This window comes from Pseudomonas sp. GW821-FHT07B01 (genome assembly GCF_059419065.1).
Map to the genome: position 1 here is coordinate 98,245 of NZ_JBWKRA010000020.1, position 17,206 is coordinate 115,450.

15 protein-coding genes and 2 riboswitches are annotated in these 17,206 nt (G+C 63.5%); of the genes, 10 read left to right on the forward strand and 5 right to left on the reverse strand.

The genetic code is table 11. From position 1 onward, the window contains the following. Window positions 1-11 precede the first annotated feature (11 nt). The 4 genes from cobM to AC07S6_RS20665 form a co-directional block, all read right to left on the reverse strand. A complete protein-coding gene (cobM, locus tag AC07S6_RS20650; protein WP_495112927.1) occupies window positions 12-758 on the reverse strand; it encodes a precorrin-4 C(11)-methyltransferase in 747 nt (248 codons plus the stop codon). Between the two features lie 69 nt (window positions 759-827). Then, a complete protein-coding gene (locus tag AC07S6_RS20655) occupies window positions 828-1,220 on the reverse strand; it encodes a cobalamin biosynthesis protein (protein WP_495112928.1) in 393 nt (130 codons plus the stop codon). Beyond that, the gene (locus tag AC07S6_RS20660; protein ID WP_020301552.1) at window positions 1,217-1,921 is read right to left on the reverse strand and encodes a CbtA family protein; all 705 of its coding nucleotides are present in this window, start codon (window positions 1,919-1,921) and stop codon (window positions 1,217-1,219) included. The genes AC07S6_RS20655 and AC07S6_RS20660 overlap by 4 nt, the downstream gene beginning before the upstream one ends. 11 nt (window positions 1,922-1,932) lie before the next feature. Further along, on the reverse strand, window positions 1,933-2,121 hold the full coding sequence (locus AC07S6_RS20665; protein WP_003190735.1) for a CbtB domain-containing protein: 189 nt from the start codon (window positions 2,119-2,121) through the stop codon (window positions 1,933-1,935). A gap of 97 nt (window positions 2,122-2,218) precedes the next feature. Further along, window positions 2,219-2,431: riboswitch (cobalamin riboswitch) on the reverse strand. Between the two features lie 41 nt (window positions 2,432-2,472). Then, a riboswitch (cobalamin riboswitch) is annotated at window positions 2,473-2,672 on the forward strand. Between the two features lie 93 nt (window positions 2,673-2,765). Between AC07S6_RS20665 and cobW the strand changes: the two genes are divergently transcribed. The 4 genes from cobW (at window position 2,766) to AC07S6_RS20685 (ending at window position 9,404) form a co-directional block, all read left to right on the forward strand. Next, window positions 2,766-3,827, forward strand: a complete 1,062-nt coding sequence (cobW, locus tag AC07S6_RS20670; RefSeq protein ID WP_495112929.1) for a cobalamin biosynthesis protein CobW — start codon at window positions 2,766-2,768, stop codon at window positions 3,825-3,827. Between the two features lie 2 nt (window positions 3,828-3,829). Continuing rightward, a complete protein-coding gene (gene cobN / locus AC07S6_RS20675) occupies window positions 3,830-7,591 on the forward strand; it encodes a cobaltochelatase subunit CobN (RefSeq protein ID WP_495112930.1) in 3,762 nt (1,253 codons plus the stop codon). Window positions 7,592-7,743: 152 nt separating this feature from the next. Further along, window positions 7,744-8,748: a magnesium chelatase ATPase subunit I gene (locus AC07S6_RS20680; RefSeq protein ID WP_495112931.1), complete on the forward strand. Its 1,005-nt coding sequence runs from the start codon at window positions 7,744-7,746 to the stop codon at window positions 8,746-8,748. A gap of 53 nt (window positions 8,749-8,801) precedes the next feature. Then, window positions 8,802-9,404, forward strand: a complete 603-nt coding sequence (locus AC07S6_RS20685; protein WP_495112932.1) for a vWA domain-containing protein — start codon at window positions 8,802-8,804, stop codon at window positions 9,402-9,404. A 114-nt stretch (window positions 9,405-9,518) separates the two neighbouring features. Here the strand turns inward: AC07S6_RS20685 and AC07S6_RS20690 are convergent, their stop codons facing one another. Continuing rightward, a complete protein-coding gene (locus tag AC07S6_RS20690) occupies window positions 9,519-10,466 on the reverse strand; it encodes a DUF1853 family protein (RefSeq protein ID WP_495112933.1) in 948 nt (315 codons plus the stop codon). A gap of 144 nt (window positions 10,467-10,610) precedes the next feature. On the opposite strand from AC07S6_RS20690, the gene AC07S6_RS20695 reads away from it, so the two are divergent. Genes AC07S6_RS20695 through pepN form a run of 6 tightly spaced genes read left to right on the forward strand, consistent with a single transcriptional unit; the run spans window position 10,611 to window position 17,111 of the window. Beyond that, a complete protein-coding gene (locus AC07S6_RS20695) occupies window positions 10,611-11,501 on the forward strand; it encodes an NAD(+) kinase (protein ID WP_003217892.1) in 891 nt (296 codons plus the stop codon). Next, window positions 11,498-12,472, forward strand: coding sequence for a metallophosphoesterase (locus AC07S6_RS20700; protein WP_161793215.1), 975 nt, complete (start codon window positions 11,498-11,500; stop codon window positions 12,470-12,472). Before AC07S6_RS20695 ends, AC07S6_RS20700 begins: the two co-directional genes overlap by 4 nt. Continuing rightward, window positions 12,469-13,338, forward strand: coding sequence for a rhomboid family intramembrane serine protease (locus AC07S6_RS20705; RefSeq protein ID WP_072434500.1), 870 nt, complete (start codon window positions 12,469-12,471; stop codon window positions 13,336-13,338). The genes AC07S6_RS20700 and AC07S6_RS20705 overlap by 4 nt, the downstream gene beginning before the upstream one ends. 14 nt (window positions 13,339-13,352) lie before the next feature. After that, window positions 13,353-13,613: a YeaC family protein gene (locus tag AC07S6_RS20710; protein ID WP_003190750.1), complete on the forward strand. Its 261-nt coding sequence runs from the start codon at window positions 13,353-13,355 to the stop codon at window positions 13,611-13,613. Further along, on the forward strand, window positions 13,610-14,440 hold the full coding sequence (locus AC07S6_RS20715; protein WP_495112934.1) for a DUF2797 domain-containing protein: 831 nt from the start codon (window positions 13,610-13,612) through the stop codon (window positions 14,438-14,440). The genes AC07S6_RS20710 and AC07S6_RS20715 overlap by 4 nt, the downstream gene beginning before the upstream one ends. Window positions 14,441-14,453: 13 nt before the next feature. Further along, complete coding sequence (pepN, locus tag AC07S6_RS20720; protein ID WP_495112935.1) at window positions 14,454-17,111, forward strand: aminopeptidase N; 2,658 nt, start codon at window positions 14,454-14,456, stop codon at window positions 17,109-17,111. Window positions 17,112-17,206 lie beyond the last annotated feature (95 nt).

Genomic DNA, 17,206 nt, shown 5'->3' on the forward strand with positions numbered 1-17,206 from the left:
GGGAGCTGGCTTCAGGGGCGATAGAGGTGCGCATGCCCTGCGCGGTACAGCGACGACTCGCTGAAACTGTCACTGGACAACACCCGGCCCACCACAATCAACGCTGTCCGCCGAAACCCCTTGGCCGCGACTTTCTCGGCAATGTCACTCAGCGTGCCCAACACCCACTCCTGATCCGGCCAGGTGGCACGGTGTACCACGGCAATCGGGCAGTCTGCGCCATAGTGCGGCAGCAGCTCGGCAACGATTTTCTCCAGATGATTGACCCCCAGATGAATCGCCATCGTGGTGCCATGCCGCGCCAGGCTGTCGAAGTCTTCACCGGGGGGCATGCGGGTTTTATCGGCGTAACGGGTCAGGATCACGCTTTGGGCGATGTCCGGCAGGGTCAGTTCGGTCTCCAGCAGGGCCGCGCACGCGGCGACCGCCGTGACCCCTGGAATGATCTGGAAAGGGATGCCCAGCTCACGCAAATGGCGTATTTGTTCACCAATCGCCCCATACAGGCTGGGATCACCGGAGTGCACCCGCGCCACATCCTGGCCTTGGGCATGGGCCGTCTTGATCAGCTCGATGATTTGTTCCAGGTGCAGCTCGGCGCTGTTGACCACCTGGAGCGCCTGATGACCTTCCAGTACGGCGGCGGGCACCAGCGAGCCGGCGTAGATGATCACCGGGCAACTGCGGATCAGCCGCTGGCCCTTGACGGTGATCAATTCCGGGTCGCCGGGGCCGGCGCCAATAAAGTAGACGGTCATGAAAAATCCTGTTGAGAAACGAGCGAGCATGAACAACGCTCATGATCGAGAGTGGCAATTATCGAGATTTTAACCGGCGCAGGCTAATGCCAGGGTCGCTTGGGTATTTTTCTTTCGCGGGATCAGCAGGCGGGCAGGGCTGTCGGACAGCTGTTCGGCCAGGGCCAGGGCGGCGCTTTCGGCCACGCCGTAACAGCCGGTGTGAGCAAAAGCCAGCGCTGAGCGATAGCTCAGCCGATGCTCATAGCCCGCCAGTTGTTCTGCGTAGAAAAATTGCAAAGGCAAGTTCAGGCACTGGGCCAGGGCCAGCATCCCGGGCTCATCGCGTTTGGGCTCAATGCTTGCCAGCGCCGTAATGTGTGAGCGCTCAATGCTGGCCTCGGCCAGGGCGCTGTCGAGCAACGCCAGCAGGCTGTGAACCTCACAGCCCCGCTGGCAGCCCAAGCCGACAACCAGGATCATGCCGAGTATTGGTCGTCGCGGTTGCGGCGGAACAACCAGGCGCTGATCAGGCCCAGGGCCAGCCAGAAAGCGACGTTGGTCAATTGCGAGGCGATCTTGAACTGCGCTTCGAGCGCCTCCGGGGCCAGCATCGAATGTACCTCAGGTTGCGGCGCGCCGATGACGTGGGGCACGGCAAGAATCGCCAGCCCAAGGCCTTTCAACAGCCAATTGCGACCGAACACGATCAGCGCCAGGCCGGCGGCGGTGGAGGCTGCGGTGCCGATCCACCAGGTCTGGCGCAGTGTCAGGTCCGCGGCCGCAGTGCCCGGCAGTTCCGGTGGCAGGCCCAGGGTGGGGGCCAGTACAAAGGTCGCGTAGCCGGCCAGGCCCCAGAGCAGGCCTTGGGCGGTGCGGGTCGGCGCACGCAGCGTGTAGAGGCCGGCGAGCATCAGTGCAAAGCCTACGGCCACCACCAGGTTGCCTCCAGTGGTGGACAACACACGCTGCCAGCCATCTTCCGGCTCCCAGGCTTGGGCATCGTGGCTGTGGGCAGCAGCGCCAGCGGCGTGCTCGTGCACCATTTCGGCGGCTGGCGGGGCTTTTTCAAAGCTTTCCGCCTGCAGGATCAGCGGTGCCACCCAGAAACTTTGCAGCAGGGTCAGCAGCAAGGCAGCCAAAAGCCCAGTGAACCCTGCGGTTTGCGCAATACGCTTGATCATGTCGGCAGCTCTCAATGGCACGGGAACGCAGCGCTGTGGCGGGTATCGTGGGCGGCGTTGTGCACCGCCTCGATATGCGAGAACCCGGCGAAATACACCAGGCACGCGCCAAGGATCGACGCACCGATGGCGGCGGTCAGGCGTTGGCTGAGGGTGGCGGTGCTAGTAGCGGTGTGCGAAGTGCTGCTGATGATCGACATGGCGCGTCCCTTTCAGGTGTCAGGGTGAAACGAGCGCATGAAAACCCCACGCGCCAGGCACGCAGGGTTCTGAACAGCGCCCGCCCACCGCGGGTTTGTTATCTGAATTTTTCGGGCCGGTCTCCGGGCTTGCGAGGGGCGGCTCTTGAAAGAGTCCTCCTGAAAGCATCGCCTTCCCATGCAAAAGCACAGTGGCCGTGACGCTTCGCTCGCTTACCGTTGCGGGGGCAGCACCGGACTGGTCATAGGTCTATGACGCACCGGTTTCCCGTTTCACCCTGTGAAGGGCACCCGAAACAAGGCGTGTAGGAGAGCATGGGCCGGGACGGTAGTCAAATGCTGCAAGCCACTGTAGCCTTGCATCTTCGAGGTTCTTCGGCCCAGGCCGAAGCTAAGAAGGGAACGCGGTTCAAGCCGCGGCTGCCCCCGCAACTGTGAAGGGTTCAGTTGACTGCCACGCCACTGCCGATAGGGCGGGAAGGCGCAGTCAGCGTTGGTCGCAAGACCTGCACACCCCAAGCCAGGAGACCTGCCTCGCAACCGATTTTCCAATTCAACCGGGCGGGGTGATCCGGTGACGAAATCCGCTGCTGCGCGCCGCCGCAGGGCCTGTCGTCCCGTATGCCCGCCCCAAAGGGCATCCGATGAAAACACTGGCCAAACTTCCCGTCACCATCGTTACCGGCTTCCTTGGCTCGGGCAAAACCACGCTGTTGCGCCATATGCTCGACAACGCCCAGGGCCGTCGCATTGCGGTGATCGTCAACGAGTTCGGCGAGCTGGGCATCGACGGTGAAATCCTCAAGCAGTGTTCTATCGGTTGCACCGAAGAAGAAGCCAATGGCCGCGTCTACGAACTGGCCAACGGTTGCCTGTGCTGCACGGTGCAGGAAGAGTTCTTTCCGGTGATGCGCGAATTGGTCGCCCGTCGCGGTGACCTGGACCATATCCTCATCGAAACCTCGGGCCTGGCCCTGCCCAAGCCGTTGGTGCAAGCCTTCCAGTGGCCGGAAATCCGCAGCGCCTGCACCGTTGACGCGGTGATCACCGTGGTCGACAGCCCGGCCGTGGCCGCCGGTACCTTTGCCGCCTTCCCGGACCAGGTCGACGCCCAGCGCAAACTTGACCCGAACCTGGACCACGAGTCGCCGTTGCATGAGTTGTTCGCCGACCAACTGGCCAGCGCCGACCTGGTGATCCTCAACAAAAGCGACCTTATCAGCGCCGAAGACCTGGCCCGCGTGCGCCTGGAAGTCGCCGAAGAACTGCCGGCCGCGGTGAAGATCATCGAAGCCAGCAGCGGTCGCCTGCCCCTGGACGTGCTGATCGGCCTGGGCGTCGGTTCCGAGGAACATATCGACGGGCGTCACAGCCATCACGACCATCACCACGAAGGTGAAGACGACCACGATCACGATGCCTTCGACTCCATCTCCATCGACTTGCCCCAAGCCGATGAGGCGCTGCTGCTCGACGCCCTGACCCAATTGGTGGTGCAGCACGGCATCCTGCGGGTGAAAGGGTTCGCCGCGATCCCCAACAAACCGATGCGCCTGCTGATCCAGGGCGTGGGCACGCGCTTTGACAAACACTTCGACCGTGCCTGGGGCGCTGACGAAGCACGCACCACGCGCCTGGTGCTGATCGGCCAGGAACTGGACGCCGCTGGCCTCGAAGCGCAATTGCGCGCTGCCCTCAGCGTTTAACCATGCACCTGCTCAGGACCCAACCCGGTGGTTTCGTCGCGGACGACAATATAGCTGACCTTGGCCAGACCCCCGCTGAACTGGTGATCCTGTGCAGCGGCGATTCCAGCCTGGCGCTGCTCGCCGAAGCCGCCCAGCAATTGCCCGAGGATTACCCCAGCCTGCGCCTGGCCAACCCGATGCAGGTGCAGAACCATGCCTCGGTCGACCTGTACGTCGACGAGGTATTGCGCCACGCCAAGGTCATCCTGCTGTCATTGCACGGCGGCATCGGGTATTGGCGCTACGGCATCGAGCGCCTGGTGGAGTTGGCCGAACGCGGCGTCACCCTGATTCTAGTGCCGGGTGACGACCGCCCGGACCCGGAACTCAGCAGCCTGAGCACCGTTGCGGCCGAACACCGCGAGCGCCTGTGGCACTTCCTGCGCCAAGGTGGCCTGGGCAATGCCCTGGATTTTTACCATTGCCTGGCCAGTGCCCACCTGGGCCGCGACTATGTCTGGGCCGAGCCGCAAGCGCTGCCGCGCACGGCGATCTATCACCCGCACAACGCCAATGCCCGCCTCACTGACTGGCAGGCCGATTGGCACGCCGATTGGCCCGTGGCTGCGGTGCTGTTCTACCGCTCCCATTTACAGGCGGCCAATACCGGTTTTATTGATGTGTTCTGCCAGCGCTTACAGGCGGCGGGCCTCAACCCGTTGCCTGTCGCGGTGGCCAGTTTGAAAGAACCCGGCTGCCTCACGGTGGTCGAGGACCTGTTGGATGACGTGCAAGCCGCGGTAATTCTGAACACCACCGGCTTTGCCCAATCGAGCCCGGAAGCGCCGCATTTGCGCCCGTTTCGCCGTAATATCCCGGTGATCCAGGCGATCTGCGCCCAGGACAACCAGCCCGGCTGGCAGGCCAGCGAACAAGGCCTGGGGCCCCGCGACCTGGCGATGCACATTGCCTTGCCGGAGTTGGACGGGCGCATCATCAGCCGGCCGATCAGTTTCAAGGATCTGGCCTGGCGCAGCGAGCGCAGCCAGTCGGACGTGGTGTGCTACCGCGCAGCGCCCGAACGCATGGATTTTGTCGCTGAGCTGGCACGCCGTTGGGTCGAGTTGGCGCGGGTGCCCAATGCCGAGAAACGGATTGCGTTGATCCTCGCCAACTACCCGACCCGCGACGGTCGCATCGGCAACGGCGTAGGCTTGGACACCCCGGCGGCAGCGCTGAATATCCTGCGCGCCTTGCAAGCCGAGGGCTACCCGGTGGCGGAGCGGCTGCCCGGCAGCGGCACCGCGCTGATCCATGAACTGCTCGGCGGCGTCACCAACGATCTCGACAGCCTCGACCTGCGCCCCTGCCATCAAAGCCTGAGCCTTGTGGAATACCAGGCGATGTTTGATCGTTTGCCGGCCTCCAATCGCCAGGCCGTGCTGGAGCGTTGGGGCGCGCCGCAAAACGATCCGATGTGCCGCGATGGCCGCTTGATGGTCGCCGGCCTGCGCCTGGGCCTGACCTTTGTCGGCATCCAGCCGGCCCGGGGTTACCAGGTAGATGCCAGCGCGGTGTACCACGACCCGGACCTGGTGCCGCCCCATGGCTACCTGGCGTTCTATTTCTGGCTACGCCATACCTACGGCGCCCACGGCGTGATCCATGTGGGCAAGCACGGCAACCTGGAGTGGCTGCCCGGCAAAGGCGTGGGCCTGTCGGAGCACTGCTGGCCGGATGCATTGCTGGGGCCGCTGCCGAATATCTACCCGTTTATCGTCAACGACCCGGGTGAGGGCGCCCAGGCCAAGCGGCGCACCCAGGCGGTGATCATCGACCACCTGATGCCACCGCTGACCCGCGCCGAAACCTACGGCCCGCTGCGTGACCTTGAGTTATTGGCCGACGAATATTACGAGGCGCAATTGCTCGACCCGCGCCGTGCGCTGGAGCTGCAAAAAGACATCCTCAAACTGGTGCGCGAAACCCGTATCGACCAGGAGCTTGAACTGGGCAGTGAGGCGGACGCGGCGGTGTGGCTGCCGCGCCTGGATACCTACCTGTGCGACTTGAAGGAATCGCAGATCCGCGATGGCCTGCATATCTTTGGCGAGTCGCCCGAGGGCCGCTTGCGTATCGACACCTTGCTGGCGCTGTTGCGCATTCCCCGTGGCGATGGCCGGGGCCCGCAGTCGAGCCTGCTGCGAGTGTTGGCCAAGGCATTCGACCTGGGGTTTGATCCGCTCGATTGCGCACTGGCCGAGCCCTGGACGGGGCGGCGCCCGTTGGTGTTGCAGAAGATTGACGATCAGCTGTGGCGTACGGCCGGGGATACCCGTGAACGTCTGGAGTTGTACGCGGCGCGCTTGATCGAGCAGGCACTGGAAGGCCCCATCGAACAGTTGGAAGAGCCCGGCTGGCAGGAGGTGAAGGCGGTGATCGAAGGCCTGCGCATCGTCGTCGCGCCACGCCTGGATGCCTGCGGCCCCGCAGAGATGCGTGGCTTGCTCGATGCCTTGAGTGGGCGTTTTGTCCCGGCAGGGCCCAGCGGTGCGCCGAGTCGCGGTCGGCTGGATGTGCTGCCTACGGGGCGTAACTTCTTTACCGTGGACGTACGCAACCTGCCAACCACCACGGCCTGGCGTCTCGGATTCCAGTCGGCCAACCTGATTCTTGAGCGGCACCTGCAGGACCACGGTGACCACCTGCGTCAGCTCGGCCTGTCGGTGTGGGGCACTGCCACCATGCGCACTGGCGGCGACGATATCGCCCAGGCCATGGCGCTGATGGGCGTGCGCCCGGTATGGGCCACCGGCAGCCAGCGGGTGGACGATTTCGAGATCCTGCCGATCAGCTTATTGGACCGTCCGCGCGTGGACGTGACCCTGCGCGTGTCCGGGTTCTTCCGCGATGCGTTTGCCAACCTGATCCGCCTGTTCGATGCGGCGGTGCAAGCGGTGGCGGCCCTGGATGAACCCGACGACATGAACCCGCTGGCCGCCAAAGTGCGCAGTGAACGCCAAGCATTGCTTGAGGCGGGCCTGGATGAAGGTGCCGCGGCCAAGCAGGCCGGCTGGCGCATTTTCGGCGCCAAACCGGGTGCCTATGGCGCGGGCGTGCAGGGCGCGATTGACGGGCGCTTGTGGCAGAGCCGCGAGGACTTGGCCGAGGTCTACCTGAACTGGGGTGGCTACGCTTACGGGGGGGCTGACGAAGGCACTGCGGCTCGCGAGCAATTTGCCCAGCGGTTGAGCCAGGTGCAGGCGGTGTTGCAGAACCAGGACAATCGCGAGCACGACTTGCTCGACTCCAACGACTACTACCAATTCCAGGGCGGCATGCTGGCCGCCGTGGAAACCCTGAGCGGCGAAAAGGCCGCCAGCTACCATGGCGACCACAGCCAGCCGGACGTGCCGAAAATCCGCACCTTGAAGGAAGAGCTCAACCGGGTGATCCGTTCCCGTGCGGCCAACCCCAAGTGGATCGAAGGCGTGAAGCGCCATGGCTATAAAGGCGCGTTTGAAATGGCTGCGACCGTGGACAACCTGTTCGCCTTCGACGCTACCACCGCGCTGATTGACGATCACCAATACGCCTTGCTCGCCGATGCTTACCTGCTGGACCCTGATACCCGTGCCTTTGTGCAACAGCACAACCCAGATGCCCTGCGCGACATGACCGAACGCATGCTCGAAGCCCAGCAACGTGGCTTGTGGCAGGCACCGGGGGCGTACCGCGAAGCCTTGGAAAACCTGTTGCTGGACATAGAAGAAGACAGCTGAGTGCTCGTTCCCGCGCTCCGCTGAGCGTTGATCGTTCCCACGCTCCGCGTGGGAATGCAGCCCGTGACGCTCTGCGTCACAAGAACGGACGCCGAGCGTCCAGCGAAGCGTTCGCACGCGGGAGCGTTGAAGCGCGTTATTAAGAGTTGACTATGACTGATATTACCCATTTTCCGCTGTCCGCCGTGGTCGGCGCCGATGACTTGAAGCTCGCGCTGTGCCTGGCCGCCATCGACCCGAAGATCGGCGGCGTGCTGATCGAAGGGCCACGGGGCATGGCCAAGTCCACTCTGGCCCGTGGGCTGGCAGACCTGTTGGCCAGCGGGCAGTTTGTCACTTTGCCCTTGGGCGCGACCGAAGAGCGCTTGGTCGGCACCCTGGACCTGGATGCCGCGCTGGGCGAAGGCCGCGCGCAATTCTCCCCCGGCGTGTTGGCCAAGGCCGACGGCGGGGTGTTGTACGTGGATGAAGTCAACCTGCTGGCCGACCACTTGGTGGACCTATTGCTGGACGTAGCCGCCAGCGGCACCAACCTGATCGAACGCGACGGGATTTCTCATCGCCATGCGGCGCGCTTTGTACTGATTGGCACCATGAACCCGGAGGAGGGCGAGCTGCGCCCGCAGTTGCTCGACCGCTTCGGCTTCAACGTGGCATTGAGCGGGCAAACCTTGCCCGCCGAGCGCGGGCACATCATCCGTCGTCGCCTGGATTTCGACACTGACCCGGCGGCGTTCTGCGCGCAGTGGGCGCCAGCGCAAGCTGCCTTGCGCGAACGCTGCACCCTGGCGCGGGCACGGCTAGACAGTATCGCCCTGGATGACCAGGCGTTGGCCCACATCACCGAGCGCTGCTTTGCCGCTGGGGTCGACGGCCTGCGTGCCGACCTGGTCTGGTTGCGTGGCGCCCGTGCCCATGCGGCGTGGCGTGGCGCTGTCGCTATTGAGCAGGAAGATATCGACGCGGTGGCGGAGTTCGCCTTGCGCCATCGACGTCAGCAGCAAGCGCCGGCAGGCGCGCCGCCCCAGCCGAATGACGGGCCGTCATCGTCACCCTCTGACACCTCGCCCGGCCAAGGCCAGTGGGGCGATATGCCCGCACCCGCCTTGCCCACGGGCGCCCGCCGCGATGTACCCACCTGGCCAAAAAAGCCCTAGGCATCCGCCCCCGACGTGACGCGGGGGCGGATGCCCGGCCCCAGGCGGGGCGATTGAACACCGGCCGGCAGGGCAAGGCCCGCAGCGCACAGCGCGGGGCGATCAATTGGCCGGGCACGTTGCTGGGTGGGCGGCCGCAATGCCATGAGGACCTGCTGTTCCACCTGCGCAGCCGGTCGGCTCCTGAACTGTGGCTGGTGATTGTCGATGCCTCGGCGTCCACGCGGCGCCATCGGGCACTGACCGATGCCAAGGGGCTGCTGGCCCAGCTGTTTGATGATGCTTATCGCCAACGGGCGCGCATGGCGTTATTGACGGCCAGCGGGCAATCGCCGAAGTGGCAGGTGCAAGGTTTGAAGGCGGCGAAAGGCTTGTCCGACTGGTTGGAGCAGTTGGGGGCGGGCGGGGGCACGCCGTTGCTGGCTGCGCTGACCGAGGCGGGGCATTGGTTGGCGGCGCGACGCAAGCGCTATTCCGCCGAGCAACAGAAGCTGCTGGTGGTGACCGATGGGCGGCTCAAGGCGATGGGCGCGCTGCCGCGATTGGAGTGTCCAGGCATGTTGATTGACATCGAACGTGGGCCTATCAGGTTGGGGCGTGCTGAGGAATTGGCGGTGGGATTGCAGTTGGAGTATCAGCACATCGATAAGCTGTAGCGCCTGGGCTATCGCCATCGCAGGCAAGCCAGCTCCCACATTCTGGCGGCGCCGCCGGTTCCATGTGGGAGCTGGCTTGCCTGCGATGAGGCCCTCAATTACACCGCACACCTATCAGCCTGTCCCCGGTACATTCGGCCAAAGATCGGCCACCAGAAACAACCGCTCGGCTTCTTCCCACTCCTCACCGTTCGGCACCATGCGCACCAGCAACTGCGCCGGGGCCATTGGGTCCAGGTCTGCCAGCCAACCTTGCATCTGCGCCTCACTCCACACTTCATCGGCCGGGTAATGCGCGGGCGCCAGCCAGGCATGGCGGGGCAGGGGTTGCCAGCGGCCCGCCGGGCGGGTGCTGACAAAGTCTGTCCAGTCGCGCTGATGCAACCAGCGCCCACGCAGATGCTGCGGGTGTGCGCCGAGGGGGGAGTGCGCCGCGCCGGGCCAGGGGTAGAGCAGATAGCCACCGAGCCACAAGTGCGCATCGAACGCTTGGATATCCAGCGCCGCCAAGGCCTCGCGGCTTTCTGCCCGCGCGGAGATTGGCAATTGATGCTCGGCCAGATGCGCGAGTTTGCGGTCCAGCCGATCATGGCAGCCAGGCCCCAGCCATTGCGTAGCGTCCTGGCCGTTGCCGTCCTGCGGGCCGAGGTAGAGTTTGATCGCCAGTTCCAGGTGGTGCACCCCATCGCGGTCGCGCAGCAGCATGTCCAGTTCGCCCAGGGTGTGCCCGGCACGGCGGATCGGCAGGTTGGCGGCCAGCAACTCCACACCCGGCGCCTGCTGCACCGCAAATTGCCACAAGCGCTCGTAGTACAGGCCCAGGCGCCGGGTACGTGCCAGGCTCAACCACTGCTGCAACGCGCTGCTGTCCTGGTCCAGGTGGCGCAGCCAGGCTTCGAGTTGGTGAGGGGCTTGCACCCAGTCACTGCCCGCCAGCGGATGGCGCTGCGGCCAAGGCGTCTGCGCCAGCATCGGTGGTGCGAGCATCACCCACGCCAGGTCGCGCACCTCGGGGTGGCGCAGTTGGCGGGGCAGGGTGTGCAAGTCGGGGAATGGCGTCATGGTCCGAGCATAGCCTTTTCAGCGCGCAGAAGGTGCCTGAGAACCATTGTCATCAAGGCGTGGCGGCGACAAAGGATTTTGCCTGAGGCGGCCTTTCGCCCATAATCGCTCTTTTTGCCTCACCCCAGATCCCGCAGGAGCCCCATGGAGCAATTTCGCAATATCGGCATTATCGGTCGCCTGGGCAGTACCCAGGTGTTGGACACCGTCCGCCGGCTGAAGAAGTTTCTGCTCGAGCGCCACCTGCATGTGATCCTCGAAGACACCATCGCTGAAATCCTCCCTGGCCACGGCCTGCAAACCTCGTCGCGCAAGATGCTCGGCGAGGTGTGCGACATGGTCATCGTGGTCGGTGGCGATGGCAGCCTGCTCGGCGCTGCCCGGGCGCTGGCGCGGCATAACGTGCCGGTGCTGGGGATCAACCGTGGCAGCCTGGGGTTCCTCACTGACATCCGCCCCGATGAGCTGGAAGTCGAAGTGGCCAAGGTGCTCGACGGCCATTACCTGGTGGAGAACCGCTTTCTGCTGCAGGCCGAAGTGCGCCGCCATGGCGAGGCGATCGGCCAGGGCGATGCCCTTAACGACGTGGTGCTGCACCCCGGCAAATCCACGCGCATGATCGAGTTCGAGCTGTATATCGACGGCCAGTTCGTCTGCAGCCAGAAGGCCGACGGCCTGATCGTCGCCACGCCCACAGGTTCCACCGCCTACGCGCTGTCGGCCGGCGGCCCGATCATGCACCCCAAGCTCGATGCCATTGTGATCGTGCCGATGTACCCCCATATGTTGTCCAGTCGGCCAATTGTGGTCGATGGCAACAGTGAGCTGAAAATCGTGGTGTCCAAAGACATGCAAATCTACCCGCAAGTCTCCTGCGACGGGCAGAACCATTTCACCTGCGCCCCCGGTGACACCATCACCGTGAGCAAGAAGGCACAGAAGTTGCGCTTGATCCACCCGCTGGATCACAACTACTACGAAGTGTGCCGCACCAAGTTGGGCTGGGGCAGCCGCTTGGGAGGTGGAGGCGACTGATGCTCGATCCCGCGCGTAGCTACGACCTGATTGGTGACGTGCACGGTTGCGCTCATACCCTTGAGCACTTGCTCGACCAATTGGGTTACCACAAGCAGGGCGGCACTTGGCGCCATCCGTCACGCATGGCTGTGTTCCTGGGCGATATCATCGACCGTGGCCCACGCATCCGTGAGGCGCTGCATATCGTCCACGATATGACCGAGGCCGGCCAGGCGCTGTGCATCATGGGTAACCACGAGTTCAATGCGCTGGGCTGGACCACGCCGGCACCGCCGGGCAGTGGCAAGCAGTTCGTGCGTGAGCACAACCCGCGCCACGCCCGCTTGATCCAAGAGACCCTGACCCAGTTCGAACACCACCCGGCCGACTGGCACGACTTCCTCGGCTGGTTCTACGACATGCCGCTGTTTGTCGACGCCGGGCGTTTTCGCGTAGTGCACGCGTGCTGGGATGACAGTTTTATCCAGCCGCTGCGCGCGACCTTCCCGGACGGCTGCATCGACCAACACTTCCTGCAAGCCGCCGCCGTACCGGGCAGTTTCGCCTGCAATGCGTTCGATCGCCTGTTGCGCGGCACCGATATGCGCCTGCCCGATGGGCTCACCCTGACCGGTGGCGATGGCCTGACGCGTTCGTTCTTTCGCACCAAGTTCTGGGAAGACGACCCCAAGACCTACGGCGACATCGTGTTCCAGCCCGACGCCTTGCCGGAGCCGGTGGCACGCACGCCGTTGTCGTCCACACAAAAGAATTCTTTGCTGCGCTATGGCGTCGATGAACCGCTGTTGTTCGTCGGCCACTACTGGCGCAGCGGCAAACCCGCGCCGATCCGCCCGAACCTGGCCTGCCTGGACTACAGCGCGGTGCTGTACGGCAAGCTGGTAGCGTATCGACTGGACCAGGAAACCCAGCTGGATCCGCGTAAATTCGTATGGGTCGACGTTGAGCGACCAGAGGCCATTCCATGAGTACCGTAGCTGTATTGCGCTTGCCCCTGAGCGTCGACCTGGGTGGTTTCGTCAAGTTGCTGCACCGCATGCAGGTGCCGCACCGCGTCAGCGAGGAGGCCGGTGAACAGGTGCTGTGGGTGCCCGAGGCCATCAGCGACGACGTGCGCGTGCTGTATCAACGTTTCCCCGCTGGCGACCCGGACCAGCAACTGGATATTCCCGAGCAGGCGCCGGTTGCGCGGCCGGGCTTTGTCCAGCAAGTGCGCCATAGCCCGGTCACCGCGCTGGTTTTGCTGGCTAGCCTCATCGTCGCGGCCGTGACGTTGCTCGGCGCTAACCTGCAAACCATGGCCTGGCTGACCTTCCTGCCATTCCGGGTGCTGGGCGAGTACATCCAGTTCACGCCGTTGGCCGACACCCTGGCCTCGGGGCAGTGGTGGCGCCTGGTCACGCCGATGCTGATCCACTTCGGCATCCTGCATCTGGCGATGAACGGCATGTGGTACTGGGAGCTGGGTCGGCGCATTGAAGCGCGCCAGGGCAGCATCAACCTGCTGGGCCTGACCCTGTTGTTCAGCCTTGTCTCCAACTACGCGCAATACGCCTACGGTGGCCCCGGCTTGTTTGGCGGCTTGTCTGGCGTGTTGTACGGCCTGCTCGGGCACTGCTGGATCTTTCAATTATTGTCGCCCAACCCGGCCTATCGCCTGCCCCGTGGGGTGCTGGTGATGATGCTGGTGTGGTTGCTGCTCTGCCTGTCGGGGCTGGTCTCGATGATCGGTTTCGGCGAAATCGCCAACGCGGCCCATGTGGGCGGGTTGGTCATCGGTTGCTTGACGGGTTTGCTCGGCGGTTTGTACAACCGTCGCAAAGCGTCTCTTTGATAAGGAAGAGCCTTATGTCCTCTTTTGCTGAAATGATCGAAAACATCACCCCTGACATCTACGAGAGCCTCAAGCTCGCGGTAGAGATTGGTAAATGGTCCGATGGCCGCAAGCTCACCGCCGAGCAGCGCGAATTGTCGTTGCAAGCGATGATCGCCTGGGAGATCCAGAACCTGCCCGAAGAACAGCGCACCGGTTATATGGGCCCGCAGGAGTGCGCGTCCAAATCCGCGCCAGTACCGAATATCCTGTTCAAGTCGGATGCGATCCATTGATTGAAATTGGTCGCGGTGCAGTCAGCAAAATGTCGGCGCAACTCGGTGAGCCGACCGTTCAATACGCCTTTCGCCTGGGCGACACCGAGGTGCCGGTCAATCCGTTGATCGGCACCCATATCCGCCTGGAATACCTGGGCGCGATTCATTGCAGCCATTGCGGGCGCAAGACCAAGACCAGCTTCAGCCAGGGCTACTGCTACCCCTGCATGACCAAGCTGGCCCAGTGTGACCTGTGCATCATGAGCCCCGAGCGTTGCCATTACGACGCCGGTACCTGCCGCGATCCGGGCTGGGGCGAGACATTCTGCATGACCGACCACGTGGTGTACCTGGCCAACTCGTCGGGCATCAAGGTCGGCATTACCCGTGCTACGCAGTTGCCCACCCGTTGGCTGGACCAGGGCGCCAGCCAGGCGCTGCCGATCATGCGCGTGGCGACACGTCAGCAATCGGGCTTCGTCGAAGACCTGCTCCGCAGCCAGGTGGCCGACAAGACCAACTGGCGCGCCTTGCTCAAGGGCGACGCGCAAGCGGTGGACCTCAAGCAGGTGCGTGATGAGCTGTTCGCCTCTTGCGCCGAGGGCTTGCTGGGTTTGCAGGAACGCTTTGGCCTGCAAGCCATCCAAACCATTGCCGACATCGAGCCGATTGAAATCCGCTACCCGGTCGAGCAGTATCCGACCAAGATCGTCAGCTTCAACCTGGACAAGAACCCGATTGCCGAAGGCACGCTGCTGGGGATCAAGGGCCAATACCTGATCTTCGACACCGGCGTCATCAACATTCGTAAATACACGGCCTATCAGCTCGCCGTGCATCAGTAGAAGGATCCCCAGCATGCGCACCGAACAACCGAAGATGATTTACCTTAAGGACTATCAGGCGCCGGACTACCTGATCGACGAGACGCACCTGACCTTCGAGTTGTTCGAGGACCACAGCCTGGTCCACGCGCAGCTGGTGATGCGCCGCAACCCCGAGCGCGGCGCCGGTTTGCCGCCATTGGTGCTCGATGGCCAGCAACTTGAGCTGTTGAGTGTCAACCTGGCCGACCAGCCGTTGACGGACGCTGACTACCAGCTGACCGACAGCCACCTGACCGTGCAGCCCAAGAGTGAGACCTTCACCCTCGACACCACCGTCAAGATCCACCCAGAAACCAACACCGCCCTGGAAGGCTTGTACAAATCCAGCGGTATGTTCTGCACCCAGTGCGAGGCCGAAGGTTTCCGCAAGATCACCTATTACCTCGACCGCCCGGACGTGATGAGCGTGTTCACCACCACGGTGATCGCCGAGCAGCACAGCTACCCGGTGCTGTTGTCCAACGGCAACCCGATCGCCAGCGGCCCCGGTGAAGACGGCCGGCACTGGGCGACCTGGGAAGATCCGTTCAAGAAGCCGGCGTACCTGTTTGCGCTGGTGGCCGGTGACCTGTGGTGCGTCGAAGACAGCTTCACCACCATGACCAACCGCGAAGTCGCGCTACGCATCTACGTCGAGCCGGAAAATATCGACAAGTGCCAGCACGCCATGACCAGCCTGAAAAAATCCATGCGCTGGGACGAAGAGACCTACGGCCGCGAGTACGACCTGGACATCTTCATGATCGTCGCGGTCAACGACTTCAACATGGGCGCCATGGAGAACAAGGGCCTCAATATTTTCAACTCCAGCGCCGTGCTGGCCCGCGCCGAAACCGCTACAGACGCCGCTCACCAGCGCGTCGAAGCCATCGTCGCCCACGAATACTTCCATAACTGGTCGGGCAACCGCGTGACCTGCCGCGACTGGTTCCAACTGTCGCTCAAGGAAGGCTTCACCGTGTTCCGTGACTCGGGCTTCTCTGCCGACATGAACTCGGCCACGGTCAAACGCATCCAGGACGTGGCGTACCTGCGTACCCACCAGTTCGCTGAAGATGCCGGCCCCATGGCCCACGCCGTGCGCCCGGACAGCTTTATCGAGATATCCAACTTCTACACCCTGACCGTGTATGAAAAGGGCTCGGAAGTGGTCGGCATGATCCACACCTTGCTCGGTGCCGAAGGCTTTCGCAAAGGCAGCGACCTGTATTTCGAACGCCATGACGGCCAGGCCGTGACCTGCGACGACTTCATCAAAGCCATGGAAGACGCCAATGGCGCCGACCTCAGCCAGTTCAAGCGCTGGTACAGCCAGGCCGGCACCCCGCGCCTGGCGGTAAGCGAGGCCTACGATGCGGCGGCCAAGACCTACAGCCTGACCTTCCGCCAGAGCTGCCCGCCCACTCCGGACAAGGTCGAGAAGTTGCCCTTCGTGATCCCGGTGGCGCTGGGCTTGCTGGACGGGCAGGGCGCGGGTATCGCCTTGCGCCTGGCCGGTGAAGCAACGGCGGGTGGCACCTCAAGGGTAATCTCGGTGACCGAAGCGGAGCAGACGTTTACCTTCGTCGACATCGCTGAAAAACCCTTGCCTTCGTTGCTGCGTGGTTTCTCGGCGCCGGTGAAGCTCAGCTTCCCCTACAGCCGCGATCAACTGATGTTCCTGATGCAGCACGACAGCGACGGTTTCAACCGCTGGGATGCCGGCCAGCAGTTGGCTGTGCAGGTGTTGCAGGAGCTGATCGGCCAGCATCAGGCGGGCCAGCCGCTGAAGCTTGATCAACGCTTGATCGACGCGCTGCGCTCGGTGTTGAGCGATGAAAGCCTGGACCAGGCCATGGTCGCCGAAATGCTCTCGCTTCCGAGTGAAGCCTACCTCACGGAAATCAGCGAAGTGGCGGATGTGGATGCCATCCACGCTGCCCGCGAATTTGCCCGCAAGCAACTGGCCGACAACCTGTTCGAAGGCTTGTGGCTGCGCTACCAGGCCAACCGCGAGCTGTCCAAGCAAACGCCTTACGTGGCAGAAGCCGAGCACTTCGCCCGCCGTGCGCTGCAGAACATCGCGCTGTCTTACTTGATGCTCAGCGGCAAGCCAGAAGTGTTGGCGGCCACCCTGGATCAGTTCGACACCAGCGATAACATGACCGAACGCCTGACGGCGTTGGCGGTGTTGGTGAACTCGCCGTTCGAAGCAGAGAAAGCCCAGGCCTTGGCGGTGTTTGCCGAAAACTTCAAGGACAACCCGCTGGTCATGGACCAATGGTTCAGCGTACAGGCCGGCAGCACCTTGCCGGGCGGGCTGGCGCGGGTCAAGGCGTTGATGGAACACCCGGCGTTCACCATCAAGAACCCCAACAAGGTGCGCGCACTGGTGGGCGCATTTGCCGGGCAGAACCTGATCAACTTCCATGCGGCGGATGGCTCGGGCTATCGCTTCCTGGCGGACCTGGTGATTCAGCTCAATACCTTGAACCCGCAGATCGCCTCGCGCCAACTGGCGCCGCTGACACGCTGGCGTAAATACGACAGCGCCCGGCAGGCGCTGATGAAGGCGGAGCTGGAGCGCATCCTGGGCGCGGGTGAACTGTCCAGCGATGTGTTTGAGGTGGTCAGCAAGAGCCTGGCGTAACCCTCACTGCCTTAACGCGATCCCCCTGTGGGAGCGGGCTTGCTCGCGAAGGCGGCGTGTCAGTCGACATCAATATGACTGACCCACCGCTTTCG

Coding starts and splice junctions, on each gene's coding strand:
- cobW (WP_495112929.1), top strand. CDS start 2,766: ATGAAAACACTGGCCAAACTTCCCGTCACCATCGTTACCGGCTTCCTT.
- AC07S6_RS20660 (WP_020301552.1), bottom strand. CDS start 1,921: ATGATCAAGCGTATTGCGCAAACCGCAGGGTTCACTGGGCTTTTGGCT.
- AC07S6_RS20710 (WP_003190750.1), top strand. CDS start 13,353: ATGTCCTCTTTTGCTGAAATGATCGAAAACATCACCCCTGACATCTAC.
- AC07S6_RS20655 (WP_495112928.1), bottom strand. CDS start 1,220: ATGATCCTGGTTGTCGGCTTGGGCTGCCAGCGGGGCTGTGAGGTTCAC.
- cobN (WP_495112930.1), top strand. CDS start 3,830: ATGCACCTGCTCAGGACCCAACCCGGTGGTTTCGTCGCGGACGACAAT.
- pepN (WP_495112935.1), top strand. CDS start 14,454: ATGCGCACCGAACAACCGAAGATGATTTACCTTAAGGACTATCAGGCG.
- cobM (WP_495112927.1), bottom strand. CDS start 758: ATGACCGTCTACTTTATTGGCGCCGGCCCCGGCGACCCGGAATTGATC.
- AC07S6_RS20665 (WP_003190735.1), bottom strand. CDS start 2,121: ATGTCGATCATCAGCAGCACTTCGCACACCGCTACTAGCACCGCCACC.
- AC07S6_RS20690 (WP_495112933.1), bottom strand. CDS start 10,466: ATGACGCCATTCCCCGACTTGCACACCCTGCCCCGCCAACTGCGCCAC.
- AC07S6_RS20695 (WP_003217892.1), top strand. CDS start 10,611: ATGGAGCAATTTCGCAATATCGGCATTATCGGTCGCCTGGGCAGTACC.
- AC07S6_RS20705 (WP_072434500.1), top strand. CDS start 12,469: ATGAGTACCGTAGCTGTATTGCGCTTGCCCCTGAGCGTCGACCTGGGT.
- AC07S6_RS20680 (WP_495112931.1), top strand. CDS start 7,744: ATGACTGATATTACCCATTTTCCGCTGTCCGCCGTGGTCGGCGCCGAT.